At 65.3% G+C, this 22,531-nt stretch carries 24 protein-coding genes; 14 read left to right on the top strand and 10 right to left on the bottom strand.

From position 1 onward, the window contains the following. Positions 1–79: 79 nt before the first annotated feature. From NCG91_RS27290 to NCG91_RS27260, 7 genes are all read left to right on the top strand, one after another. Positions 80–685 (top strand): hypothetical protein, encoded by a 606-nt coding sequence (locus NCG91_RS27290; protein WP_251351958.1) that lies wholly within the window; start codon positions 80–82, stop codon positions 683–685. Positions 686–788: 103 nt separating this feature from the next. Next, on the top strand, positions 789–1,517 hold the full coding sequence (locus NCG91_RS27285) for a DUF2325 domain-containing protein (protein ID WP_354004637.1): 729 nt from the start codon (positions 789–791) through the stop codon (positions 1,515–1,517). Between the two features lie 59 nt (positions 1,518–1,576). Next, positions 1,577–2,413 (top strand): TlpA disulfide reductase family protein, encoded by an 837-nt coding sequence (locus NCG91_RS27280; protein WP_251351957.1) that lies wholly within the window; start codon positions 1,577–1,579, stop codon positions 2,411–2,413. A 121-nt stretch (positions 2,414–2,534) separates the two neighbouring features. Beyond that, positions 2,535–2,810 carry a metal/formaldehyde-sensitive transcriptional repressor gene (locus NCG91_RS27275; protein ID WP_099664637.1) on the top strand — a complete coding sequence of 92 codons (276 nt, stop codon included), beginning with the start codon at positions 2,535–2,537 and terminating at the stop codon, positions 2,808–2,810. A 10-nt stretch (positions 2,811–2,820) separates the two neighbouring features. Further along, positions 2,821–3,786 carry a CDF family Co(II)/Ni(II) efflux transporter DmeF gene (gene dmeF / locus NCG91_RS27270; RefSeq protein ID WP_251351955.1) on the top strand — a complete coding sequence of 322 codons (966 nt, stop codon included), beginning with the start codon at positions 2,821–2,823 and terminating at the stop codon, positions 3,784–3,786. Between the two features lie 91 nt (positions 3,787–3,877). Continuing rightward, complete coding sequence (locus NCG91_RS27265; protein WP_077402365.1) at positions 3,878–4,219, top strand: zinc ribbon domain-containing protein YjdM; 342 nt, start codon at positions 3,878–3,880, stop codon at positions 4,217–4,219. Positions 4,220–4,286: 67 nt separating this feature from the next. Further along, positions 4,287–5,315: an RNA methyltransferase gene (locus tag NCG91_RS27260; protein ID WP_251351954.1), complete on the top strand. Its 1,029-nt coding sequence runs from the start codon at positions 4,287–4,289 to the stop codon at positions 5,313–5,315. On the opposite strand, the gene NCG91_RS27255 is transcribed toward NCG91_RS27260, so the two are convergent. After that, positions 5,312–5,716, bottom strand: a complete 405-nt coding sequence (locus NCG91_RS27255; RefSeq protein WP_251351953.1) for a hypothetical protein — start codon at positions 5,714–5,716, stop codon at positions 5,312–5,314. The two genes, NCG91_RS27260 and NCG91_RS27255, sit on opposite strands and share 4 nt — an antisense overlap. A gap of 62 nt (positions 5,717–5,778) precedes the next feature. Continuing rightward, complete coding sequence (locus tag NCG91_RS27250) at positions 5,779–6,006, bottom strand: protein L (protein ID WP_099664633.1); 228 nt, start codon at positions 6,004–6,006, stop codon at positions 5,779–5,781. 125 nt (positions 6,007–6,131) lie between these two features. On the opposite strand from NCG91_RS27250, the gene NCG91_RS27245 reads away from it, so the two are divergent. After that, positions 6,132–6,809: a phosphoribosylanthranilate isomerase gene (locus NCG91_RS27245; RefSeq protein ID WP_251351952.1), complete on the top strand. Its 678-nt coding sequence runs from the start codon at positions 6,132–6,134 to the stop codon at positions 6,807–6,809. On the opposite strand, the gene NCG91_RS27240 is transcribed toward NCG91_RS27245, so the two are convergent. From NCG91_RS27240 to NCG91_RS27210, 7 genes are all read right to left on the bottom strand, one after another. After that, positions 6,806–7,711 (bottom strand): LysR family transcriptional regulator, encoded by a 906-nt coding sequence (locus tag NCG91_RS27240; RefSeq protein ID WP_251351951.1) that lies wholly within the window; start codon positions 7,709–7,711, stop codon positions 6,806–6,808. The two genes, NCG91_RS27245 and NCG91_RS27240, sit on opposite strands and share 4 nt — an antisense overlap. A 198-nt stretch (positions 7,712–7,909) precedes the next feature. After that, complete coding sequence (locus NCG91_RS27235; RefSeq protein WP_251351950.1) at positions 7,910–8,425, bottom strand: 4'-phosphopantetheinyl transferase family protein; 516 nt, start codon at positions 8,423–8,425, stop codon at positions 7,910–7,912. Between the two features lie 21 nt (positions 8,426–8,446). Beyond that, complete coding sequence (locus NCG91_RS27230; RefSeq protein ID WP_251351949.1) at positions 8,447–12,502, bottom strand: Pls/PosA family non-ribosomal peptide synthetase; 4,056 nt, start codon at positions 12,500–12,502, stop codon at positions 8,447–8,449. 148 nt (positions 12,503–12,650) lie between these two features. Then, positions 12,651–13,358 carry an anaerobic ribonucleoside-triphosphate reductase activating protein gene (locus NCG91_RS27225; protein ID WP_251351948.1) on the bottom strand — a complete coding sequence of 236 codons (708 nt, stop codon included), beginning with the start codon at positions 13,356–13,358 and terminating at the stop codon, positions 12,651–12,653. Next, positions 13,348–13,548 carry an anaerobic ribonucleoside-triphosphate reductase gene (nrdD, locus tag NCG91_RS27220; protein WP_092712624.1) on the bottom strand — a complete coding sequence of 67 codons (201 nt, stop codon included), beginning with the start codon at positions 13,546–13,548 and terminating at the stop codon, positions 13,348–13,350. The genes NCG91_RS27225 and nrdD overlap by 11 nt, the downstream gene beginning before the upstream one ends. Further along, positions 13,545–15,293 carry a ribonucleoside triphosphate reductase gene (locus NCG91_RS27215; protein ID WP_251351947.1) on the bottom strand — a complete coding sequence of 583 codons (1,749 nt, stop codon included), beginning with the start codon at positions 15,291–15,293 and terminating at the stop codon, positions 13,545–13,547. The genes nrdD and NCG91_RS27215 overlap by 4 nt, the downstream gene beginning before the upstream one ends. Before the next feature lie 123 nt (positions 15,294–15,416). After that, entirely contained in the window at positions 15,417–15,827 is a 411-nt protein-coding gene (locus tag NCG91_RS27210) for a hypothetical protein (protein WP_251351946.1), read from the bottom strand. 162 nt (positions 15,828–15,989) lie between these two features. Between NCG91_RS27210 and ubiU the strand changes: the two genes are divergently transcribed. The 3 genes from ubiU to ubiT are packed head-to-tail and all read left to right on the top strand — an operon-like array spanning position 15,990 to position 18,493. Next, positions 15,990–17,027 carry a ubiquinone anaerobic biosynthesis protein UbiU gene (ubiU, locus tag NCG91_RS27205; RefSeq protein WP_435526526.1) on the top strand — a complete coding sequence of 346 codons (1,038 nt, stop codon included), beginning with the start codon at positions 15,990–15,992 and terminating at the stop codon, positions 17,025–17,027. 9 nt (positions 17,028–17,036) lie between these two features. Further along, positions 17,037–17,933, top strand: coding sequence for a ubiquinone anaerobic biosynthesis protein UbiV (ubiV, locus tag NCG91_RS27200; protein WP_251351945.1), 897 nt, complete (start codon positions 17,037–17,039; stop codon positions 17,931–17,933). 20 nt (positions 17,934–17,953) lie between these two features. Then, on the top strand, positions 17,954–18,493 hold the full coding sequence (gene ubiT / locus NCG91_RS27195; RefSeq protein WP_251351944.1) for a ubiquinone anaerobic biosynthesis accessory factor UbiT: 540 nt from the start codon (positions 17,954–17,956) through the stop codon (positions 18,491–18,493). A 33-nt stretch (positions 18,494–18,526) separates the two neighbouring features. Here ubiT and NCG91_RS27190 read toward each other — a convergent pair whose 3' ends face one another. Next, the gene (locus NCG91_RS27190) at positions 18,527–18,790 is read right to left on the bottom strand and encodes a heavy-metal-associated domain-containing protein (protein WP_077402408.1); all 264 of its coding nucleotides are present in this window, start codon (positions 18,788–18,790) and stop codon (positions 18,527–18,529) included. Between the two features lie 248 nt (positions 18,791–19,038). Here NCG91_RS27190 and NCG91_RS27185 point away from each other — a divergent pair, with 248 nt between their 5' ends. The 3 genes from NCG91_RS27185 to NCG91_RS27175 all read left to right on the top strand — a co-directional run. Next, a complete protein-coding gene (locus tag NCG91_RS27185) occupies positions 19,039–19,905 on the top strand; it encodes a substrate-binding periplasmic protein (RefSeq protein WP_251351943.1) in 867 nt (288 codons plus the stop codon). Between the two features lie 261 nt (positions 19,906–20,166). Then, the gene (gene aspT / locus NCG91_RS27180) at positions 20,167–21,849 is read left to right on the top strand and encodes an aspartate-alanine antiporter (RefSeq protein ID WP_251351942.1); all 1,683 of its coding nucleotides are present in this window, start codon (positions 20,167–20,169) and stop codon (positions 21,847–21,849) included. A 56-nt stretch (positions 21,850–21,905) separates the two neighbouring features. Then, positions 21,906–22,531: aspartate-alanine antiporter-like transporter (locus NCG91_RS27175; protein ID WP_494337258.1), on the top strand; the 626-nt coding region annotated here is incomplete at its 3' end.

Raw genomic sequence — 22,531 nt, 5'->3', positions numbered from 1 at the left:
GCGAAATATTGCTTAAAAACAATAATATGGCGTGCCGTGCCTGTTTTTCGGCAGCCGTCCCCCGTGAACCGGAGCAAGAATGAATACAATGAAATACGCGGCTGCCGCCGTGCTGTGTGCCAGCCTGTCGCCCCCCATGGCGACGGCATCCCCCGTCGAACCACCGTTTCTCGATGTGCTCGTCCATCAGTACGCCAGTTGCGTCCAACCCGCCTATCACCAGGCCGAGCTGCGGGTACAGGACGGGACTGGGCGCTACCAGATCGACGTCAAGGGCGAGGCTTACACGGTCGAACTGCAGGAACGCATGGGCTTTTCGCTGCAGGCGGGCATTGACGGTCCCGTGGCAGCCGTCGTCAAGCTGGACCGGCCGCCAACGGGGCAGTTCGGGGAGCAGGCGCGCTGGCGCGAACGCTGGCTGCGCGATGTGGCCGAGCGCAGCGGCGTGGCGCTGGAAGAGCGGGCGCTGGCCGGTGGCGCGCGCCTGCTGATCGTGAACAAGGGCGAGATCAAGGGCAATTATGTGGGCCAGTCCCTGCTGATCGATCCGGCGCGGCTGCTGTTCATCGATGTGGCGTGGCCGAACACGCTGGGGATCTATCGTGGCCCCGACGGCTTGCGGCATGTGGGGCAGGTGCAGGACGACGTATGGCAGCGCCTGCTGTCTTGTCCGCCGGCTGTGTGACGCTGGCGGCTACCGCATACCCCTACTGCGCGCACGCGCATAGACAAATAATAATGATTCTCATTTATAATTCGAATCCATAGGGGTGCGATGGGCTGGCGCCATGGCGCCACGGTCGGTGAAGGAGGGCATGATGGGCAGTGTGTATGGCAACGAAGACATGATCGCGCACGAGCATCGCGTGCTGATGGGGGAATATGGCCGCGCGCAGGCGCGCTGCAGTGCGCAACTGGCTGCGCAGGCGGCCCGCATCGCGCAGCTGGAGTCGGAATTGATGCGCGCGCGGGCGCAGGTTGTGATCCGCGATACCCGGCTGGCGCTGGCGCGCGACGAGCTGGCCGAACTGGCGGCCAGCGTGCCGGGCTTGCCGACGCGCGCCCGGCTGGCCCGCCGGGTCGAGTGGCTCGGTGAACGGGTGCAGGACCTGATGCGCGAATTGCTGCGCCTGCAGTGGCTGCCCGCGCCTTCCGCCGTGCCCGTGCCTGCCTTGCAGGCCGACGTGCGCGAAAAAGCCGTGCTATATGTAAGCAACTATTCAAGCCTGGAGCTTGGCCAGGACGCGGGTGGCGCCAACGTGGCGCAGCAAGCCATCGAGCAGGCCGGCGGGCGCTTCCTGCACCATGCCGGTGGCGACGATGGCGCCGACGATGCGGCGGCGCTGGAAGCGGGCCTGGTGGCGGCCGACCTGGTGATTTGCCAGACGGGCTGCGTCAGCCACGACGCCTACTGGCGCGTGCACGACCACTGCAAGCGCACGGGCAAGCAGTGCGTGCTGGTGGACCAGCCGCAAGCCATGCATTTCGTGCGCAAGGAAGCGCTGGCCGCTTCTTAACGCCCGCTTAATCCGCATCGGGCAGAATGGCCGTCCATTCGACGTTATAAAGAGCGCCCATGCTGTCCCTGCAAATCGGCCCCCTGGCCCTGCCTACGGGCCTGGTCCTGCTGATCGTTTCCCTGTGCGTCGCCTACGGCGCGGCGTGGTCGCTACGGCGCTATCGCCAACTGCCGGACGCCGGTCCCCTCGTTTCCGACATGCTGATTGCCGGCCTGCTGGCGGCGCGACTGGCATTCGTCTTGCGCTGGCACGAACAGTATTTCAGCTCCCCCTTGGCGGCGCCCTGGTCCATCCTCAACATCCGCGATGGCGGCTTCATGGCGCCGGCCGGCATCGCCGCCGCGCTGGCCATCGCCGCGTGGCGCTGCCGGCGTCCCGCCATGGCGGCCATGCGCCGGCCTCTCGCCATCAGTGTGGCGTCGGGTGCGCTGGCATGGGGCGTGCTGAGTGCGGGGATCTCGCTGGCCTACGACAAGCCGGCGGCCTTGCCGGCCATGGCGCTGCAGGCGCTCGATGGCGCGCCGGTGACCCTGGCGGCGCTGGCCGGCGGCAAGCCGCTGGTGGTCAATCTGTGGGCCAGCTGGTGCCCGCCGTGCCGGCGCGAAATGCCGGTGCTGGCCGCCGCGCAGCAGGCGCGCGCCGATATCGTCTTCGTGTATGCGAACCAGCGCGAGAATGCGGCTGCGGCCAGCGCTTTCCTGGACAGGAGCGGTGTAACCCTGCGCAATGTGCTGCTCGACAGCGAGGCGGCGCTGGGCAAGGCGGCCGGTTCCTCGGCCCTGCCCACCACCCTGTTCTATGACGCGCAGGGGCGCCTGGTCGATACGCACCTGGGCGAATTGTCCGACGCCTCGCTGGCCAGCAAGCTGCGCAAGATCGCCCCGGCGCCATAGCGCCTGTTCCTGCCTGAATGAGCCGCCCATCCGCGAGGATGCGCGGCTTTTTTAACGCCTTGACGCATGCGGCGCGCTTTCTGATAGAATACCCCCCTATAGTATTTATCGGAGTGGAACCATGGGACACACGGCGCACAACAAGACCAAGCTGCTGAACAGGATCAAACGCATCAAGGGACAGGTGGAAGGCCTGGAGCGGGGCCTGGAAGAGGGGCGCGACTGCGGCGAAGTGCTGCAGCTGATCGCGGCCGTGCGCGGCGCCGTGAATGGCCTGATGGCCGAAGTCATCGAAGAACACCTGCGCGAGCACGTGGCCAGTCCCGATATCTCCGGCGACGAGCGGGCCAGGGGCGCCGACGACATCGCGGGCATCCTGCGCACCTACCTCAAATAAGGAGCACGTCATGCAAACGCCATCCATCAAGGAAGACCTGTCCGCCTGGCAGCATGAACACGTCTTTGGCGCAGCCAGCGACAAGGCGGAACGCCGCGCGCGCATCGTCATGTGGATCACCCTGGCCACCATGGTGCTGGAAATCGTCGCCGGCTGGTGGTACAACTCCATGGCCCTGCTGGCCGATGGCTGGCATATGAGTTCGCACGCGCTGGCCATCGGCCTGGCCGCGTTTGCGTATGCGGCCGCGCGCCGCTATGCGCGCGACCCGCGCTTTGCCTTCGGCACGTGGAAGATCGAAGTGCTGGCTGGCTACACGAGCGCCATCCTGCTGCTGGGCGTGGCCGTGCTGATGGTGGCCGCTTCCGTCGAGCGCCTGTTCTCGCCGCAGCCCATACACTATCCGCAGGCGATGGCGGTGGCGGCTTTCGGCCTGGCTGTCAACCTCGTGTGCGCGCTGATCCTCGGCGGGCACCACGACCATGGCCACGAACACGGGCATCATGACCATCACGGTCACCATGAGCACCATGGCCACGGCGAAGACTTGAACATGAAGGCCGCGTACATCCACGTGCTGGCCGATGCCGCCACATCCGTCCTGGCCATCCTTGCGCTGGCCGGCGCGTGGGCTTACAGCTGGAGCTGGCTCGATCCCGTGATGGGCATCGCGGGCGCCGTGCTGGTGGCCCTGTGGGCGAAAAAGCTGATGCAGGAGACGGGAAAGGTCTTGCTGGACCGCGAGATGGACCACCCCGTGGTGGATGAAATCCGGGAAGCCGTGGAAGTGGAAAGCGCCGGCGATACGCCGCGCGTCGTCGACCTGCACGTGTGGCGGGTCGGCAAGCAGCTGTATTCATGCGCCCTGTCCGTCGTCAGCCGCGACGCCAGCCTGACGGCGGCCGAACTGCGCGCGCGCATCGGCATCCACGAAGAAATTGTCCACAGCACCATCGAGATTATTCGCCGCCATTGATAATGATGGCGAAAAAAGCAAGCTGATGCGGGGCGTAGGCAGTATAATGTCGGCTTTTACAGCACGCGCTGTTCACCAGACAGAGAAGAAAATGAGCACATTACCACCATGCCCGCAATGCCAATCCGAATTCACGTATGAAGACGGCAGCCAGTTGATCTGCCCTGAATGCGCGCATGAATGGTCGGCCACGGCTGCAGAAGCGGCGGAAGAGGGCGCCAAGGTGTACCGCGATTCGGCCGGCAATATCCTGCAGGACGGCGACACGGTCAGCGTCATCAAGGACTTGAAATTGAAGGGCGGCGGCGGTGTCGTCAAGATGGGCACCAAGGTCAAGAACATCCGCCTGGTCGACAGCGACCACGATATCGATTGCAAGATCGACGGCTTCGGTTCCATGAGCCTGAAAACCGAGTTCGTGAAAAAGGTCTAAGCCTTTTCCTTGCCATTCGCGGCGCGCCTCGCATTCCTGCCGGCGCGCCGTTTTTTATTCAGAATCCATGCAAATCGATCATCTCCGCCAGCGCCTGCGCGCCCTGGGCGCCAAGCCCCTGCACGAACAGCGCGTGCTGCGCGACTGGATACAGGCACAGCCGCACGATCAGGGCCGGCGCCGCGCCGAGGATTTTTTGCCGCTGCCCGTGCGTGAGGCCTTGCCCGCGCTCGACCTGGAATTGCAGGGCATGCTGAAATTGCTCAGCACCCACCCGGGCGCCGACGGTTCCGCGCGCCTGCTGGTGGGGTTGCACGATGGCCAGACGGTGGAGAGCGTGCTGCTGCCGCGCGATGGCTTGTGCGTGTCCAGCCAGGTCGGTTGCGCCGTCGGCTGCCAGTTCTGCATGACGGGCCGCGACGGCTTGATCCGGCAGGTGACCAGTGGAGAAATTGTCGCGCAGGTGGTGCTGGCTCGTACCTTGCGCCCCGTGAAAAAAGTCGTCTTCATGGGCATGGGCGAACCGGCGCATAACCTGAACAACGTGATGGAAGCGATCGACCTGCTGGGCACCGAGGGCAATATCGGCCACAAGAACCTCGTGTTTTCCACCGTGGGCGACCCGCGCGCCTTCGAGCGCCTGCCGCAAGGTCGCGTCAAGCCGGCGCTGGCCCTGTCCCTGCATACGACGAAGCGAGAGCTGCGCGAGCAGCTGCTGCCGCGCGCGCCCAGGCTCACCCCGCAGGAACTGGTGGACTTCGGCGAGTCGTATGCGCGCCTGACCGGTTACCCGGTGCAGTACCAGTGGACCCTGATGGAAGGCGTCAACGATGGCGAGGACGAGATGGATGGCATCGTTGAACTCTTGAAGGGGAAATATGCGGTGCTGAACATGATCCCGTATAACACCATAGCCGACTTGCCGTTCCAGCGCCCCAGCTGGGAAAAGGCACGGGCGATCTCCGCCGCCCTGCACGCGCGCGGCGTGCTGACCAAATTGCGCGATTCGGCCGGGCAGGACGTGGAGGGCGGCTGCGGACAGTTGCGGGCGCGCGAAGCGAAGGGCAGGGTCATTTCCATCCGCGCCGGCGTCTAGACACCACCCAGCAAGTCGTTTTCATTCAGGATTGCAAAGGCGATTTCGGGATGCGCGGCCAGGCAGCGGCGCACGGCGGCCGGAATGGCGGCGCGCGTCTTGCGGCACAGGCCGGGCTGCTCCAGCAGGCGGATATGGAAGCCGCGCACAGTGCGCACTTCGCCGCTGCCCGGTGTAATCTGCAATTCCACGCCCAGGTTGTCGCGCAAGCGCTGCTGCAGCTTCCGCAACTGCGCATGGGTGGCGATGCCCTCGATATGCGCGAGCAGGCGCTTTTCTTCCGTCAGGTTCAGGCGCAGGATGGAAACGTCTGCCTGCGGATCGTCGAGCAGGCGCTCGCGTTCGCAGTCGCACAACTGCGGCGGACACTCCTTGCGGATTTCAAAGTCGACGATGCGCATACGCGGCTTCCAATGGCGATCCCGGATAAATCAAGTATCGTCCGCCACCTGGCGCCTGTCAATCAGCGCGGGCTGACGATCAGGCGCCAGCGGATCGGCCCCTGCTCGCTGTTGTGCTGGTGGTGGTTTTGCGGCGGCATGACGTGGCCTTCCGTCGAGACGATTTCGTGCGCGCAGCCGTCGCAGCGGTAGATGCCCGAATACGGCACGGCGTCGCCCGGTGACGTCAGTTCATCGAAACGCGGGTGCATGGAGCGGGCCACGTAGCTCGGGTTCTTGTAGTCGGCCATGGATTCCTCGGGAAGTGGGCAGGCCCCATTCTGGCACACAATCGCGCGCGGGCTTGACCGCGTGTATTGGCGCGCGCGCCGCCCTGTGTTGTAATGTTGATCATCCCGATTGAACACGCTAGGCCATGAGAACCCGCATCAAGATTTGCTGTATCGCTTCCATCGACGAAGCGCAACTGGCCATTGCCGCCGGCGCCGACGCGCTGGGCCTGGTGGCGGCCATGCCGTCCGGCCCTGGCCCGATTCCCGATGCGCGCATCGCGCAAATCGCCGCCTGGACGCCGCCGCCCGTGGCCACGTTCCTGCTGACGTCCGAGACGACGGCGCCAGCCATCGCAGAACACGTGCGCGCCACGCAGCCGTCCACCGTGCAGATCGTCGGGCATATCGACCCGGGCGAGGTGGCCGAACTGGCGCGCTTGCTGCCGCACGTGCGGCGCGTGCAGGTGATCCACGTGGAGGGGCCCGAGGCTTTGGCGCTGATTCCCGCCTATGCGCCCCACGTCCATGCGTTTTTGCTCGACTCCGGCCGTCCCGGCGCTGCCGTGCCTGAACTGGGCGGCACGGGCCGCACGCATGACTGGAGCATCAGCGCGCGCTTCGTGCGCGCCAGCCCCCGTCCCGTCTTCCTGGCCGGCGGGCTGGACGCCACCAACGTGATGGAGGCGCTGCGCCAGGTGCGCCCCTACGGCATCGACCTGTGCTCGCGCGTGCGCACGGATGGCCAGCTCGACGTCATGAAGCTGGCCTTGCTGATGGCGGCCGTGCGTGACGCGGATGCGGTGCTGTACGCGGAAGGTTAATCGGCCGGCAGCTTGGCCATCTCGCGCACGAATGCCTCGGTAAACGCGGCCACCATGCCGCCGGCCGCGCGCGGCGAGATCAATCCCACGATGGAATGCGATTCCTCGTCCGGCAGGGCGATAAAACGCACGCCGGGCGGCGCCACCAGGCGCATGCTGTCCGGGACGATGGCGATGCCCATGTTCGCTTCGATCAGGTTTAGCTGTGAAGTCTTGCGCGACAGGGCGCGCGCCGCCTTCGGGAAGAATCCCTGCGCCAGGCACAGGCCCGCCACCAGGTAGCTGAGGCCTCCCCGGTCCTTGTGCGGGATCGAGACGAAGGCTTCGTCGCGCAGGGCGGCGATCGTCGTGCGTTCCAGCGCGGCCAATGGCGACATCGCTGACACGGCCACCACCAGCTTTTCCGCGTACAGTTCGCGTACGACGATGTTGGCATGCTTGCGCAAGGTGGGCAGGCGCACGAGGCCCAGGTCGGCGCGGCCTTCCTCGATGTCTGCCGCCTGGTTTTCCGACGATCCCTTGGAAATATCCAGCGAAACGCCGGGGAACTGCGCCAGCAGGCGGTTCAGTACGGCGCCGATGGCGGGTGTGAGGGTGACGGAACTCGAATGCAGCAGGCGGATGATGCCTTGCGCCCCTTGCCCCACGTGGCGGGTCTGGCGCACGGTTTCGTCGATATCTTCGAGGATGCGTTTGGCCCGCTCATAAAAGACCTGTCCCGCAGGCGTCAGTTCGATATGGCGCGCGTCGCGCGTCAGCAGCAGCGTCTGCACCTCGCCCTCCAGCTCCTTGATTTGCCGGCTCAGGGCCGATTGCGCGATATATAATTTTTCCGCCGCGCGCGAGTAGCTGCCCGCATCGACGACTTCGACAAAATAGCGGAACTGTCTGATGGAAATCAATCGTATGCCTTTTCGAGATCGGAGACTGCCTGATTTGATATTAGCCTGGCCCCGGGGTTCGCGTTACAGTGGCCTGGTCTGCTGTCACTGCAAAGGAATGGCCATGCTGGAATTGATCGGGGTGCTGGGACTGCTCGTCAGTATTATCGTAAAACTGATTTTCGTCCAGATCGGCGGGGCGGCCGAGGGCAAGGAAGACTAGTATGCCAGGGTCGCCACGTATGGAGCCGCCAAGCTCAAAGCTTGCGGGCGGCAAGCTGGCGCAGCTCCGTCCCATTCCGCCAGCGGCAAACCCGCGCACTTGAGCGCCGCCTCGCGCGCCGTCCACGCTTGCGCCAGGGCCAATGGGCGTTGAGCATCGGGCAATGAAGCCAGCTCCTGTGTCACCTGCGGCCCCAGGTAATCGCGCGCCAGATTGCACCAGTCGGCAATAGCCTGCACCCGCATCACGTCAAGGCCGACTGGGCCGTGCAGATGGACGGCGGCCAGCGAGATGCCCTCGTCATGGGTCAATGACAAACCCGCAGGGCGGCCGGCCAGCAGCAGGCGCGGGGCCTGGCCAGGCGTCGACTCCACCGAAATCGCCTCGATGTCCAGCTTCAGCCACTGGGCTAGCGCCTCGCGCACGGCGGCGCGGATGCGCAAGCGGGCATCGGCGCGCGGCAGCACGGCGCCGATGCTGATCACCAGCACGCCGTCTCTTGAGAAGAGCACCGTACGATTCATCGACTGCGATCAGCTGCGCAGCGGCGCGGCCGGGCAGCCCGCCCAGTTGCTGCCGGCGGGGATGTGCTCACCCTTCATTACCAGGGTCAACGGCCCCAGGCGCGCATTGTCGCCCACCTTGGCGCTGTACAGCACGGAGCTGCGCGGGCCCATGTAGACGCGCTGGCCGATTTCCACGTGGTCGATCTTCATCACGCGGTCTTCGAACAGATGCGTTTGCGGGCAGGTGAGGGCGTTCAATTCGCTGTAGTCGCCGATGTGCACGCAGTCGAATTCCGTGATGTCCGTCGTGTCCATGTAGACGCCGCGGCCGATCTTGCAGCCGAACAGGCGGAAGGCGAGAGGCAGCCACGGCGTGCCGCGCAGGTAGCGCATGAAGTTGGGCACGGCGATGCCTTCGTACAGATTCGTCACGCCTTCGGAAATCCACACGAACGGCGTCCACATGGGCGCCGCGTGTTTGCGGTAGCGTCCCAGCAGCAGCCACTTGAACAGCACCACCACCAAAAAATTGCCGATGCCGTAGGCAATGCCGGCGATCGCCAGGTCGCTGACCACTTCGCCCCAGCGCCCGGCGCCCGCGATCGGCATCACGTCCAGCACCAGGGTATAGCCGACGGCGATCACCACCGCGTGCGGCGCGACGATGCGGAAGGCTTCGATCAGGCTGCGGCCCAGGCGGCGCAACAGCGATGGCTTGAACGTCAGGTGCTCGGCAAAGCCGCTGACCTGTTCACGCGCGGGCAGGTGCATGGGCGGGGAGCCCAGCCAGGTGTCGCCGCTGTGCATCTGCTCATTGCGCGGCGCATGCGTGTGCACGCCGATCAGCACGTGTTCGGGCAGCACGGTGCCATCCGGGATATAGCTGCCGTTGCCGACGAAGCTGCGGTGCGAGATGACGGTGGGGCGCATGGTCATCCAGCCGCCGTCGATCTGTTCGTCGCCCAGCATGACGGCGTCGGCGATGAAGGTGTCGTCGCCCAGGGTCAGCATGTCGGGCACCACGCCCAGCGCCGTGGAAATCTCCGCGCCCTTGCCGACCTTGGCGCCCAGCAGGCGGTACCAGTACGGCGCGTAGACGGTGGCGTAAATCCCGTGCAGCACGTTCAGGCTCGATTCCTGGATATGGCTGACCAGCCACTTGGCGCAATAGATATTGCTGTGCACGGGCGAGCTGCCCGGCTTCAAGCGGGGCAGGGCGCCCCAGCGGATGGCGGCCGACAGCAGGGCCGTGAGCACGATCAGCACGGCGCTGGCGGGGAAGGCCAGCAGGAAGTAGCGGGCCAGCTGGGTCGTCACGTCGCGTCCCTGCAGCCACGGCATCATTTCGCGCTCGTCGAACCAGTCGATCAGCACGAAGCTGGGGAAGACGGGCATGAAGAACAGCACGGCGATGAGGACCATGCCAAAGCAGAAGAAGAGGGTTTCGCCCGTCAGGCGCAGGCGCGAGACGGCGGGGCGCGGCGGCTGGCTGGCCACGTCAAACGGGCCGATATCGCGCGCGGGCGAGCCAGTCCAGACCCTGCCGGCCGGTACCGAGGCGCCATCGGCCAGCGCCGATTGTCCCTCCAGGTGGCCAAACGCGCCCACGCTGGTATTGCCTTCCAGGATAGCGTAAGAGCTGATGCAGGCATCGTCGCCGATGCGGATCTGGCCCAGCAACAGGCGGCCCCGCTCGACCCTGGCGTTTTCAAAGTTGACGGCATTACCCACGCTGACGTTGTCGCCGATGGCCAGCAGGTCAGGCGCGCGCAGGGTCATCGAGCCGATGACGACTTCCTTGCCCACCTTGGCGCCCAGCGCACGCAGCCACCAGCTGTTCAGGGACGAGCCGCTGAGCAGGTAGGCGGGCGCCGATTCGACCAGGCGGTCTGCCAGCCACCAGCGGTAGTAGGTGACGCCCCACAGCGGATAGCTGCCCGGCTTCAGACGCCCGGCGATCAGCCACTTGCCGGCAATCGCAATGGCAAATTCGGCCAGGGTCGCCAGCAGGAACACGCCGATGGAGGCGGCGATGGCGCGCGGCACGGTGTCGCCCGTGTCGCCCGTGAAGAAGTGATAGGTGAAGAACGGCGCCATCCACTGCGCCATGCGCAGGGTGACGAGGCCAGGCACGGCCGCCGCCTGCGCGGCGCCGCACAGCCAGCGTTTCCAGGTCGATGGCGGCGTCCATTCCGCTTCCGGGGTGGCCAGCGCAGGCGCTTCACCCAGCACGGCGGCGATCTTGCCGATCTGCCGGTTCTGGTAAATGTCGCGCACCGTCATGTGGGCGTAGGCCGGATCGGCGCGCAGGGCGGATGCGAGGCGCGCAGCCAGGAAGGAATGGCCACCGAGGTCGCTGAAAAAATCCAGCTGGCGCAAGATCGCCTGGCCAGGAAACAGCTTGGCCAGCGCCGCGAACAGGGCCGCTTCGGCCGGCGTTTCCGGCACGTCCGATTCGCCCGCCTCGCCTGCGGGCGGCGCGGCCAATGGCATGGTCTTTAATGCTTTCCGGTCGATCTTGCCGGAAGTGAGGCGCGGCATCAGCGGCAGCAATTCAAAACGGCCCGGCACCATATACGGCGGCAAATGCAGGTTCAGGGCAGCGCGCAGGGTTTTCGCCGCCAGGGCGTCCTCGGGCGCCTCGTCGCTGCCGACGATATACGCCACCAGCTGGTCGATGCCGTCGTCCTTGCGCAGCAATACTGCCACCGTGCCCACGCCCGCCCGCTGCGCCAGCACAGCTTCGATTTCGCCCAGCTCCACGCGGAAGCCGCGAATTTTCACCTGGTCGTCGGCGCGGCCCAGGCACAGCACCTGGCCGTCCGCATCGATGCGCGCCAGGTCGCCCGTGCGGTACAGGCGCGCGTCATCGTCGCTGGTCGCCCAGGGATTGGGCAGGAATTTTTCCACCGTCAGGTCGGGCCGGCCCAGGTAACCCTCGGCCAGGCCGGGGCCGATGATGCACAATTCTCCCGTCTCGCCGCGAGGCAGCAGGGTCAAGGGACGGTTTTCTCCCGCTTCGGCCACCTGCAGCACCAGCAAGCCATAGTTGGGCAGCGGCGTGCCGATGGTGACCGGTTCGCCGGGCCGCAGGCGTGCCAGGCTGCACGAGACGGTGGCTTCCGTGGGGCCGTAGGTGTTGAACATGGCGCGGCCCGGACGCGACCAGCGCTCGACCAGCGACTCCGGGCACATCTCGCCGCCCAGATTGATCAAGCGCAGGCTCGGTACTTCCTCGGCGAACAGGGCCAGCAGGGTCGGCACCGCGTGCAGAACGGTGACCTTGTTCTCTGTCAGGGCGCGCGGCAAGGCTTCCGGGTCGCCCGAGATATCCTTGGGGCCCAGCCACAGGGTGGCGCCCACCAGGTAGGCGATCCAGATTTCCTCGAACGACATGTCGAAGGCGACGGAAAAGCCCTGGTAGACGGTATCGTCCTGCGTCACTTCCAGCACGGCGTTTTCGCTGCGCAGGAAGTGGCAGATGCTGCGTTGATTGATCAGGATACCCTTCGGTTTTCCCGTGGAGCCGGACGTATAGATGACGTACGCCGGGTGTTCGGGCAGCACGGCGCCGCGCGCGGGCAGCACTTCGCCCGGCGCGGCGGGCGCCAGCAGGCTTTCCGCCGTCCACACGGGGCGGCCCACGCTGGCCTCCGCCAGGCGTGGCGCGAAATGCGCGCAGCTGACGACGCCGGCGCCATTGGCGTCATCGAGGCACACTTGCAGGCGCTCGACGGGCGTGTCTTCATCGACGGGCAGCCAGGCGGCACCCGCCTTGGCGATGGCCGCCTGCATCAGCAGCAAATGGGCGCCGCGCGGCAGCCACAGGCCCACGATGTCGCCCGGCTTGACGCCGGCAGCCACCAGGCGCGACGCGGCCAGGCCCGCCTGGGCATCGAGTTGCGCATACGTGATGCGGCGCGCGCCATCGATCAGGGCGATTTGCTGCGGGCAGCGGCGGGCCGTCGCTTCCAGCAGGTCGGCCAGCACTTCCTCGCGCAGCAAATCCGGTCGCGGCGGGCCGTACAGGATGTCGGCATGGGTGGAAGGGGTGCCTGGGCTGGCTGCGGTGAAATCGTTCATGGATGACGCTTATCTGTAATGCGGTGTGAGGAATCTGACGGGCTGCGCGTGGTGCGCAGCACAGTTGATACATTACAGCACGCAAGACATTTCAGCGTTGCAGAACGGGGAATTTTGCGGGGCTTTCCGAAATAATGTGCTTGTCGGCTCAACTGCCATGATTACGGAATGTAAAACGGGGAAACATGGCGCCGATTTGCGCCACCGTGCGCGCCGCCGGATAGCCGTGCAGGGGGCGCCCGGACAGCGCCGCATCCGCGCAGCCTTCGGCGCGGAACTGCTGCAGCACGTAGTTATCGACGCCTTTGGCGGCCAGAGTGGAGGCCAGGGCCAGCAGCTGGTCGTCCGGCAGCAGGTCCGGATGGGTGGTGGTGCGGCATTCGTAGGCGACGCCGCTGGCGAGGATGGCATCCAGGCAGGCGCGCGCCGGGTTGCCGCTGCCGGCCACGCGGGTCACATGTCGATAGTCGGCAAACGGCGCCTTGATGTCGAAGCCCACCCAGTCGACCAGGGGCAGCACTTCCTGCAGGCGCTGCGGATAGATGCAGGCCGTGTGCAGGCCGATGCCGAAACCCAGTTCCCTGACGTCCTGCATGGCGCGGCCCAGCGCCGGATCCATGCACGCTTCGCCGCCGCTGAAGACGACGGCGTCGACCAGGCCCGTTCTGCGGCGCAGCCAGGTCAGGACGTCCTGCCACGGCATGGCGCCTTCCGGCGTGCGCGCCTGCAGGTGCGGATTGTGGCAATAGCCGCAACGCCAGGGACAGCCCTGCACGAACACCACGGCCGCCAGCTTGCCGGGATAGTCGGTGGCGGAAAAGGGCGTCAGGCCGCCCACCTTCAATTCAGCCGCCATGGCAGGCGGGCTGGCCGACCCGGGCGCTCGCTTCCGTAAAATACTGGCGTTCGTGGAATTCGCCCTGCTTGCCGATGTTGAACGAGGCGACGGGGCGGTGGTAGCCCATCACGCGGGTCCAGATTTCGCAGCGCTGGCGTTCCGTATCGAGCAGGGTGATGGCGGGAGTGAAGTCGGGACGTGCATTCATGGCGTTTCCTTAAGTGATGGAGCAGGTTGGGCTTGCTTGCGGGCAATGAGCTCCGCATCGCAGGTGGGACAGAATTCATGCTTGCCGGCCAGGTAGCCGTGGCGCGGGCAGATGGAAAATGTGGGCGTGACGGTGATGTAGGGCAGCGAAAAGCGGCTCAGCGCGCGTTTTACCAGCTCGCGGCAGGCGTTGGCGTCGGACAGCGCTTCCGTCATGTACAGGTGCAGCACCGTGCCGCCCGTGTATTTGCGCTGCAGCACATCCTGTAATTCCAGCGCCTCGAACGGGTCGTCCGTGTGGCCGACGGGCAGTTGCGACGAATTCGTGTAATACGGGTTGTCGGCGGTGCCTGCCTGCAGGATGGCGGGAAAGCGCTTGCGGTCTTCGCGGGCGAAGCGGTAGGTCGTGCCTTCGGCCGGCGTCGCTTCCAGGTTGTACATATGGCCCGTCTCTTCCTGGAAGGCCACCATGCGGGCGCGCACGTGGTCGAGCAGGCGCACGGCCAGCGCGTGGCCTTCTGGCGTCGTGATGTCCCAGGCGTCGCCGCTGAAATTGCGGATCATCTCGTTGATGCCGTTCACGCCCAAGGTGGAAAAGTGGTTGCGCAGGGTGCCCAGATAGCGTTTCGTGTACGGGAACAGGCCTTGCTGCATCAATTCCTCGATGGTGCGGCGCTTGATTTCCAGGCTGGTCTTGCCCAGTTCCAGCAGGCGGTCCAGGTCTGCCATCAAGGCTGGTTCGTCGCCGCGCCACAGGTGGCCCAGGCGCGCGCAATTGATCGTCACCACGCCCAGGGAGCCCGTCTGCTCGGCGGAGCCGAACAGGCCATTGCCCCGTTTCAGCAATTCGCGCAAGTCCAGCTGCAATCGGCAGCACATGGAGCGGATCATGTTCGGCTTGAGTTCCGAATTGATGAAATTCTGGAAGTAGGGCAGGCCGTAGCGGGCCGTCATTTCGAACAGGCATTCGGCATTCTCGCTATGCCAGTCGAAATCCTCGGTGATGTTATAGGTGGGGATGGGGAAGGTGAAGACGCGGCCCTTGGCGTCGCCCGCCATCATGATCTCGATGTAGGCGCGGTTGATCATGTCCATTTCCGCCTGCAGCTCGCCATAGCTGAAGTCCATCTCCTGGCCGGCGATGACGGGAATCTGCTCGCGCAGGTCGTCCGGGCAAACCCAGTCGAAGGTGAGGTTGGTGAACGGCGTCTGCGTACCCCAGCGCGATGGCACGTTGAGGTTGAAGATCAGTTCCTGCATGTACTGGCGCACGTCTTCGTAGCGCAGGCTGTCCTTGCGGATGTAGGGCGCCATATAGGTGTCGAAGGAGCTGAACGCCTGCGCGCCGGCCCACTCGTTTTGCAGCGTGCCGAGAAAATTGACGATCTGGCCGATGGCGCTCGACATGTGTTTCGGCGGACCGGACTCGATCTTGCCCGGCACGCCATTCAAGCCTTCGTGCAGCAGGGTGCGCAGCGACCAGCCGGCGCAATAGCCGGCCAGCATGTCGAGGTCGTGGATGTGCAGCGCCGCTTCGCGGTGCGCCGCGCCCACTTCCGGCGGATAGACCTGGTCCAGCCAGTAGTTGGCGATGACCTTGCCCGACACATTGAGTATCAGGCCGCCCAGCGAGTAACCCTGGTTGGCGTTGGCGTTGACACGCCAGTCGCGCCGGTCCAGGTATTCATTGATGGACGCGGCGACATCGACCTGGCCGCGTGTGGGGGAAACTGCATTCGTCGTCATGAAACCTCCAATAAACACAACATGCGGTGTTTTTATGGAGATTAATCACTAAATATAGTGGCGTCAAAGGGTGCGTGCAGTGGCGTGACGAATCCTTGATGCAGGTGAAAAAAGCGCCCTCGTTTACTTTTTCAGGCGGCCCTGGCGCAGGATGAAGGCGCTCGCGGCGAAGTAGGCGGCGCCGCAGACGGCGATGCTGAGGATGGAGGCGGGCAGCACGTGCGCCCAGATTTCCCGCGTCGAGAAGGTGCTCCAGCTGGCCACGCGCGCGTCGAACGTGACGTAATTGGCCAGCAGCCAGTAGACGGCCAGCAGTCCCGTGCAGATGGCGGCCTGGCGCGTCACGGGCATGGCGCGGCGCGCGAAGACGGCTTGCAGGAACAGCAGCAGCACGCCCGGATACGCGCCCAGTACTTCGGGCGACAGCACGGAGAGCGCCTCGGCGTCGTAGCCTTCCGTGGGGGAGGCCCACTGCACCTGCAGCACGGTGAGGAACAGGGTGAGCAGGAAGATCAGCAGCGGTTTGCGGGGCATGGCGGGCAATCGAAGAGGGAGAAAAGGAGGGCATTTTACAGCCAGGTCAAGCAAGTTGAACGCGCACCAGCCATGCATGCATTCCTTCACCTGCGTCAAGGACTGGGCAGCCTGGGCGGGGCTATAGTCTGCACCCTGAGCCGATACAGGACTGTGAACACCATGATGCTTGAATCAACCACCGCCACCCGCGTGGCCGGACCGCTGGAACTGGTCTGTCCCGCCGGCAGCCTGCCAGCCTTGAAAGCGGCCGTCGACAATGGCGCCGACACCGTGTACCTGGGCTTTCGCGACGCCACCAATGCGCGCAATTTCGCCGGCCTCAATTTCGACGAGAAGGCCATCGCCGAGGGCGTGCGCTACGCCCATCAATATGGGCGCAAGGTGCTGCTGGCGCTGAACACCTATCCGCAGCCGCACAACTGGGCCGTGTGGCGCAGCGCCATCGACCGCGCCGCCGATGCCGGCATCGACGCCATGATCGTGGCCGATCCGGGCTTGATGGCGTATGCGGCCCAGCACCACCCGCAGCTGCGCCTGCACCTGTCCGTCCAGGGCTCGGCCACCAACTACGAAGCCATCAATTTTTACCATGAACACTTCGGCATCGCCCGCGCCGTGCTGCCGCGCGTGCTGTCGATGGCGCAGGTGGAGCAACTGATCGCCAAGACGGAAGTCGAGATCGAGGTGTTCGGCTTCGGCAGCCTGTGCGTGATGGTCGAGGGACGCTGCGCGCTGTCGTCGTATGCGACGGGCGAGGCGCCGAATACCCATGGCGTGTGCTCGCCGGCGAAATCCGTGCGCTGGCTGGAAACGCCAAACGGCCTCGAGTCGCGCCTGAACGGCGTGCTGATCGACCGCTATGCGCCCGGCGAGAACGCCAGCTATCCCACCCTGTGCAAGGGGCGTTTCGAAGTCAATGACGAAGAGTATTACGCCATCGAGGAGCCGGCCAGCCTGAACACCCTGGCGCTGCTGCCGCAACTGATCGCCATGGGCGTGCGCGCCGTGAAGATCGAAGGGCGCCAGCGCAGCCCCGCGTACGTGGCGCAGGTTACGCGCGTGTGGCGCGAAGCGATCGATGCCTGCCGCGAAGGCAATGCGCGCTACGCCGTCAAGCCGGGCTGGATGGCGGCCATGGACAAGCTGGCCGAAGGCCAGCAGCACACCTTGGGCGCTTACCACAGATCTTGGAAATAGAGGATGAACATGCTGAAGCTTTCACTGGGCCCTTTGCTGTACTACTGGCCGCGCGCCACGGTTTTCGAGTTTTACCAGCAGATCGCCGGCACCGCCGTCAATATCGTCTACCTGGGCGAGACCGTCTGCTCGCGCCGGCATGAGGTGCGTCTGGCCGACTGGCTCGATATCGCCGACATGCTGGCCGCCGCCGGCAAGGAAGTGGTGCTGTCGACGCAGGCGCTGATCGAGGCGGGCGCGGAACTGGCGACCCTGCGCCGCATCACGGGCAATGGCCGCTACGGCGTCGAGGCCAACGACATGGGCGCCGTGCACTGTATGGAAAAGGGCGCGTCCTTCGTCGCCGGTCCCCATCTGAACCTGTTCAATGGCCCCAGCCTGCAATTGCTGGCGCGCCTGGGCGCGCGGCGCTGGGTGATGCCGCTGGAAATGGGGCAGACGGCGCTGGCGGAGATGCAGCGCCAGAAGCCGGAAGGGCTGGAGACGGAAGTCTTCGCCTACGGCCGCATGCCGCTGGCGTTTTCCGCGCGCTGCTTCACGGCGCGCAACCGCAACCTGCCGAAGGACGATTGCGGCTACAGCTGCCTGGAAGAGCCGGACGGCCTGTTGCTGCGCACGCGCGACGAAGTGCCCTTCCTCGTACTGAATGGCACGCAGACGCAGTCGGCGCTCGTCTACAACCTGGTGCGCGAACTCGATGCCATGCGCGACATGGGCGTGGCGGTGGCGCGCATCAGCCCGCAGGCCATGCATACGGAACAGGTCATCGCCATCTTCGACCGCGCCCGCCGCGGCCAGGTCAGCGGCATCGGCGCCCAGGCCCAACTGGCGGCCTGCCAGCCTGCCGGCGCCTGCGACGGCTACTGGCACGGCCAGCCCGGCATGGAACAGCACGCCGCCCATTGAACGCCTCGAAAGGAAGCACCATGCAAGATCAACTGGAAAGATTGCCCGTCCCGGCCCCAAGCCCCGCCAGGCCGGGCATGAGCAAGCCCGTCGTGTCGTACCGGCTGCCCGAAGCGCTGGCCGAATTGCTGTCCAAGCTGCCCCCCTATCCCGCCTCCTGGCTGTTCGTGCAGGGCTTGAACCGCCTGCTGGCGCCGCAATTGCCCGACGACGTGCGGCGCAGCCTGGAAGGGCGCAGTTTGCGCTTGCGGCTGCTGGACGCGGGCATCGCCTTCGACTTCGAGTGGCAGGGCACGGTGTTCGTGGCCGAGCGCTATGCAGACGTGCCGGACCTGTGCATCGCCGCCAGCGTGCATGATTTGATGCTGCTGGCGCGGCGCCAGGAAGATCCGGACACGCTGTTCTTCAGCCGCCGTTTGAGCCTGGAAGGCGACACGGAACTGGGCTTGCTGTTCAAGAATACGCTCGATGCCATCGAGTTGCCGCCATTCGACCTGCAGGCGCTGGGACCGCGCCGCGTGCTGGCGCATCTGCGCGACCGGGGCGCGCGCGAAGGCTGAGCGAAGAAAGGGAGGGCGGGCGCTCAGTGGCGTTCAGTGGCGGCAGTGGCCGCAGGCGCCGCTGCACGAGGCCAGCTGTTCTTCATCCGTCGCCTCGCCCATGAAGCCGGCGTCATTGACGGCGGCCAGCAGGCGTTCTTGCGTGGCCAGCCGTTCGTCGAACTGCACCGTGGCGCCGTGGCGCGCCAGCGAGACGCACACGGTGGCCACGCCCGTGACGGCTTCGAGCGCGCCCGTCAGCCTGTCGGCGCAGCCTTCATGATCCATTCCGATAATATTCAAGCGTGCTGTCTGCATGGGTTCCTCTTGTTTTTCAGATAAAAAAACAGCGTAGGCGAGCCATGCGCATGCCGTCCAGAGCAGCACGCAAGATTTATTTTGTATTTGCGGTTTTATTGATCTGGATTAATCCCCAGCCCTGCGGGTCACCTTGAAAGTGCTGTTGTTTTGTACACAGTTGCCGTATTCCAGTCGACAAGCGTGCCCTGCTGCGCGATACTGTCATTCTGATAAGAACGCTATGACAGCGCTGGAAAGGAGGGGCCATGCAGCGCCGCCCCCTGCTCAAGCTTGCCGCCCTGTGGCCGTTGGGTGCGGCCGCCGGCGCGGTGCCGCCGCTGCCGCTCGTGTATCCGCGCCACAAGGCGCTCGATGATCCGCAGCAAGGTTATGTGACGGCCTTGCTGCAACAGGCGCTGGCCAGGTCGGGTCAGGCGTATGCTTTGCGCCGCTCCGAACTGCGCATGGTGCAGACGCGCGCGATGCAGGAAATCGCCACTGCGTCGGGCGGCGTCGACGTCGTCTGGGCCATGACGAGCCGCGCGCGCGAAACGCAATTGTTGCCGGTGCGCATCCCCATCGACCGCGGCCTGATCGGCTGGCGCGTGGCCCTGATCCAGGCCCGCCAGCCGCAACTGCTGCGCGGCGTGCGCAGCATCGCCGCCCTGGCGCGGCTGTCGGCCGGCCAGATGCGCGACTGGCCCGACTCCGCCATCCTGCAGGCGAATGGCTTGCGCCTCGATACCTCGAGTACCTACGAAGGCCTGTTCCAGCAACTGGCGGCAGGGCGCATCGATTACTTTCCCCGTTCCGTGATCGAGGCGCAAAGCGAACTGGCCAGCCATGCGCACCTGCCGCTGGCGCTCGACGCCTACCTGGTCATCCGCTACCCGGCCGCGCTGTACTTCTTTGTCGGCCGGCACAGGCCGGAATTGGCCCGCCACATTGCAAGGGGATTGGAAAGCATGCTCGCCGATGGCAGTTTCGCGCAGCTGTTCCAACGCCATTTCGGCCGCCTCGCGGATGGCTTGCAGCTGTCCCGGCGCCACGTGCTGGAGCTGGCCAATCCCGACTTGCCCGAGGAGACGCCGCTGGCGCGCAAGGCACTTTGGTATCGTCCCAAACATTACTAATAATCTTATTGATCAATGTCAAACAGTGGCTTCAATCGTGCGCCCGATGTTTGATGAAGCGCAAAGCGAGTTCAACAGAACACCTGTTGACACTTATTAAATTTTCGCCGAACATAATTCCACGTTGCAACTTTTTCCCAGCACAAGCGCTTGCCGCAGGTGTCGTGCGGGAGCCGTGCGCCCGTTCCACCGCCAGCTGCCGCCAGCCGCCGAACGCGCTGTCCCCTTGTCACCATCCGTTATCTTTTCGAAGGTTCGTCCATGCTCGATTCGATCACGTCCGTATTGCACCAGGTACCGGAACTGGCCCTGTTCCTGGCGCTGGCGCTCGGTTACGCGGCAGGGCAGATACGTTTCGGCCCCATCCAGCTGGGCGGCGTGTGCGGCACCCTGGTCGCCGCGCTGCTGATCGGCCAGCTGGGCATCACCCTGGACGCCAGCGTCAAGAATGTCTTCTTCATGCTGTTCATCTTTGCCCTCGGCTATGCGGGCGGTCCCCAGTTCTTTGCCAACCTGAATGCCAAGGGCTTGCGCCTGGGCCTGCTGTGCCTGATCGAAGTGGTGGTGGTGCTGGCGCTGGTGCTGCTGGCTACGCGCTTCCTGGGCCTGGACCAGGGCACGGCGGCCGGCATGATGGCGGGTGCGGCGACGGAGTCGGCCGTCGTCGGCACGGCCACGGACGCCATTTCGAAGCTGGCGCTGCCGGCCGCCCGCATCGCCGAGCTGCAGGCCAACGTCGTCACCGCGTATTCCATCACGTACATTTTCGGCCTGATCGCCATCGTCATCGTCACCAGCCAGATTTTTCCGCTGTTGCTGCGTGTCAACCTGCGCGAGGAAGCCGATAAGTTGTGGGAAAAGATGGGCGGCGCGCAGACCGATGGCGACGGCGTGCAGGCGACGCCGGAAATGGTGGGCCGCGCCTACCGCATCAGCCGTGGCGCGGGACGCCGTCTCGATGCCTTGCAGCATATTTTTGCGGGCCGCGCCAGCATCACGCGCGTGCGCCGGCACGGCAAGGTATTGCCCTTGGAACCGGAACTGCGCCTGCGCAACAACGATGAAGTGCTGGTGATCGGCCACCGTCCCGCGCTGGTGGCGGCCGAAGCCATCCTGGGCGAGGAATTTGCCGACACGACGGGCTTGAACATGGCTGTCTCCGCCGTCGAAGTGGTGCTGCAGCAAGCCGCGCTGGTGGGCCAGCCCTTGCGCCAGCTGGCTTTGCCGGCCGGCGTGCATGTGGCGGCCGTCGTGCGTGGCGAGCACAGCATGCCGCCCTTGCCCGACCTGTCCCTGCAGCGCGACGACGTGCTGCGCCTGTACGGGACGACGGAAGGGCGCGAGCTGAACACGGCGCTGGCCGCCATCGGCAAGCGCGTGCCCACGGGCGACCGCAGCAATATCGTCTACGCCAGCATCGGCATCGTGCTGGGCGTGTATATCGGCGGCTTTAGTGCCAAGCTGGGCGGCATCCCGTTTTCGCTGGGCACGGGCGGCGGCGCCTTGCTGACGGGCCTCGTGTTCGGCTGGTACCAGGCGCGCAAGCCGGGCATGCAGGGCATCCCCTCCAGCGCGCTCGACATGATGAAGGATATCGGCCTGGCCACCTTCATCGCCTGCGTGGGCCTGGCGTCGGGGCCGCAGGCGATCGATCTGATCCGCCAGTACGGGCTGTCCTTGCCGCTGATGGGGGTCTTGATCGCCGTCATCCCCGCCTCGCTGTCGCTGCTGGTGGGACACTTTTTCCTCAAGCTGGAAGCGCCCGTGCTGCTGGGTGCCATCGCCGGCCAGCAGTGCAGCACGCCAGCCCTGTCGGCCGTGCAGAATGCGGCCGGCAATTCCACGCCCTTGCTGGGCTACACGATCACCTATGCCATCTCGAACGTGGTGCTGCCCCTGCTGGGGCCGCTGATCGTGGCCCTGGCAGGGTCGGTGCACGCATGAGCAGCCAGCAAGGGCAAACGCAGTAAAGAATTCCTTCAACACGAAAGGCGGTCCGCATGGAATGGTTGCATGAGTTATTCAAGAAGTCGCCTGAAATTGCCTTGTTTCTCTCCCTGGCAGTGGGTTACTACATCGGCAAGATCAAGTTCGGCTCGTTTCAGCTGGGCGGGGTCGCCGGTTCACTCCTGGTGGCGGTGCTCGTCAGCCAGGTGGGCGTCGCCATCGATCCCGGCGTGAAATCGGTGCTGTTCGCGCTGTTCATTTACGCCGTCGGCTATGAAAGCGGGCCGCAATTCTTCAATTCCCTGGGCCGCCAGTCGGTGCGCGAAATCATCCTGGCCGTCGTGCTGGCCGTGACGGCGCTGCTGACGGTGGTCATCCTGGCCAGGGTCTTTGGCCTGGACAAGGGCCTGGCGGCCGGCGTGGCGGCGGGCGGCTTGACGCAGTCGGCCATCATCGGCACGGCCGGCGACGCGATCACCAAGCTGGGCCTGGCGGCCGACGAGGTGGCGCGCCTGCAGGGCAACGTGGCCGTCGGCTATGCCGTGACGTATGTGTTCGGCTCGTTTGGCGCCATCATCGTCTGCGTCAATATCTTGCCGAAACTCATGGGACGCACCATCCGCGAAGATGCGATCAAGGCGGAAACGGCGCTGCAGGCGGGCGTGCAAGTGCTGGGGCC

The organism is Janthinobacterium kumbetense, assembly GCF_023703445.1.
Lineage (GTDB): Bacteria > Pseudomonadota > Gammaproteobacteria > Burkholderiales > Burkholderiaceae_D > Janthinobacterium > Janthinobacterium kumbetense.
This window is presented reverse-complemented; position numbering and strand designations above follow the sequence as displayed.

Coding starts and splice junctions, on each gene's coding strand:
- NCG91_RS27290 (WP_251351958.1), top strand. CDS start 80: ATGAATACAATGAAATACGCGGCTGCCGCCGTGCTGTGTGCCAGCCTG.
- NCG91_RS27285 (WP_354004637.1), top strand. CDS start 789: ATGGCGCCACGGTCGGTGAAGGAGGGCATGATGGGCAGTGTGTATGGC.
- NCG91_RS27280 (WP_251351957.1), top strand. CDS start 1,577: ATGCTGTCCCTGCAAATCGGCCCCCTGGCCCTGCCTACGGGCCTGGTC.
- NCG91_RS27275 (WP_099664637.1), top strand. CDS start 2,535: ATGGGACACACGGCGCACAACAAGACCAAGCTGCTGAACAGGATCAAA.
- dmeF (WP_251351955.1), top strand. CDS start 2,821: ATGCAAACGCCATCCATCAAGGAAGACCTGTCCGCCTGGCAGCATGAA.
- NCG91_RS27265 (WP_077402365.1), top strand. CDS start 3,878: ATGAGCACATTACCACCATGCCCGCAATGCCAATCCGAATTCACGTAT.
- NCG91_RS27260 (WP_251351954.1), top strand. CDS start 4,287: ATGCAAATCGATCATCTCCGCCAGCGCCTGCGCGCCCTGGGCGCCAAG.
- NCG91_RS27255 (WP_251351953.1), bottom strand. CDS start 5,716: ATGCGCATCGTCGACTTTGAAATCCGCAAGGAGTGTCCGCCGCAGTTG.
- NCG91_RS27250 (WP_099664633.1), bottom strand. CDS start 6,006: ATGGCCGACTACAAGAACCCGAGCTACGTGGCCCGCTCCATGCACCCG.
- NCG91_RS27245 (WP_251351952.1), top strand. CDS start 6,132: ATGAGAACCCGCATCAAGATTTGCTGTATCGCTTCCATCGACGAAGCG.
- NCG91_RS27230 (WP_251351949.1), bottom strand. CDS start 12,502: ATGAACGATTTCACCGCAGCCAGCCCAGGCACCCCTTCCACCCATGCC.
- NCG91_RS27225 (WP_251351948.1), bottom strand. CDS start 13,358: ATGGCGGCTGAATTGAAGGTGGGCGGCCTGACGCCCTTTTCCGCCACC.
- nrdD (WP_092712624.1), bottom strand. CDS start 13,548: ATGAATGCACGTCCCGACTTCACTCCCGCCATCACCCTGCTCGATACG.
- NCG91_RS27215 (WP_251351947.1), bottom strand. CDS start 15,293: ATGACGACGAATGCAGTTTCCCCCACACGCGGCCAGGTCGATGTCGCC.
- NCG91_RS27210 (WP_251351946.1), bottom strand. CDS start 15,827: ATGCCCCGCAAACCGCTGCTGATCTTCCTGCTCACCCTGTTCCTCACC.
- ubiU (WP_435526526.1), top strand. CDS start 15,990: ATGATGCTTGAATCAACCACCGCCACCCGCGTGGCCGGACCGCTGGAA.
- ubiV (WP_251351945.1), top strand. CDS start 17,037: ATGCTGAAGCTTTCACTGGGCCCTTTGCTGTACTACTGGCCGCGCGCC.
- ubiT (WP_251351944.1), top strand. CDS start 17,954: ATGCAAGATCAACTGGAAAGATTGCCCGTCCCGGCCCCAAGCCCCGCC.
- NCG91_RS27190 (WP_077402408.1), bottom strand. CDS start 18,790: ATGCAGACAGCACGCTTGAATATTATCGGAATGGATCATGAAGGCTGC.
- NCG91_RS27185 (WP_251351943.1), top strand. CDS start 19,039: ATGCAGCGCCGCCCCCTGCTCAAGCTTGCCGCCCTGTGGCCGTTGGGT.
- aspT (WP_251351942.1), top strand. CDS start 20,167: ATGCTCGATTCGATCACGTCCGTATTGCACCAGGTACCGGAACTGGCC.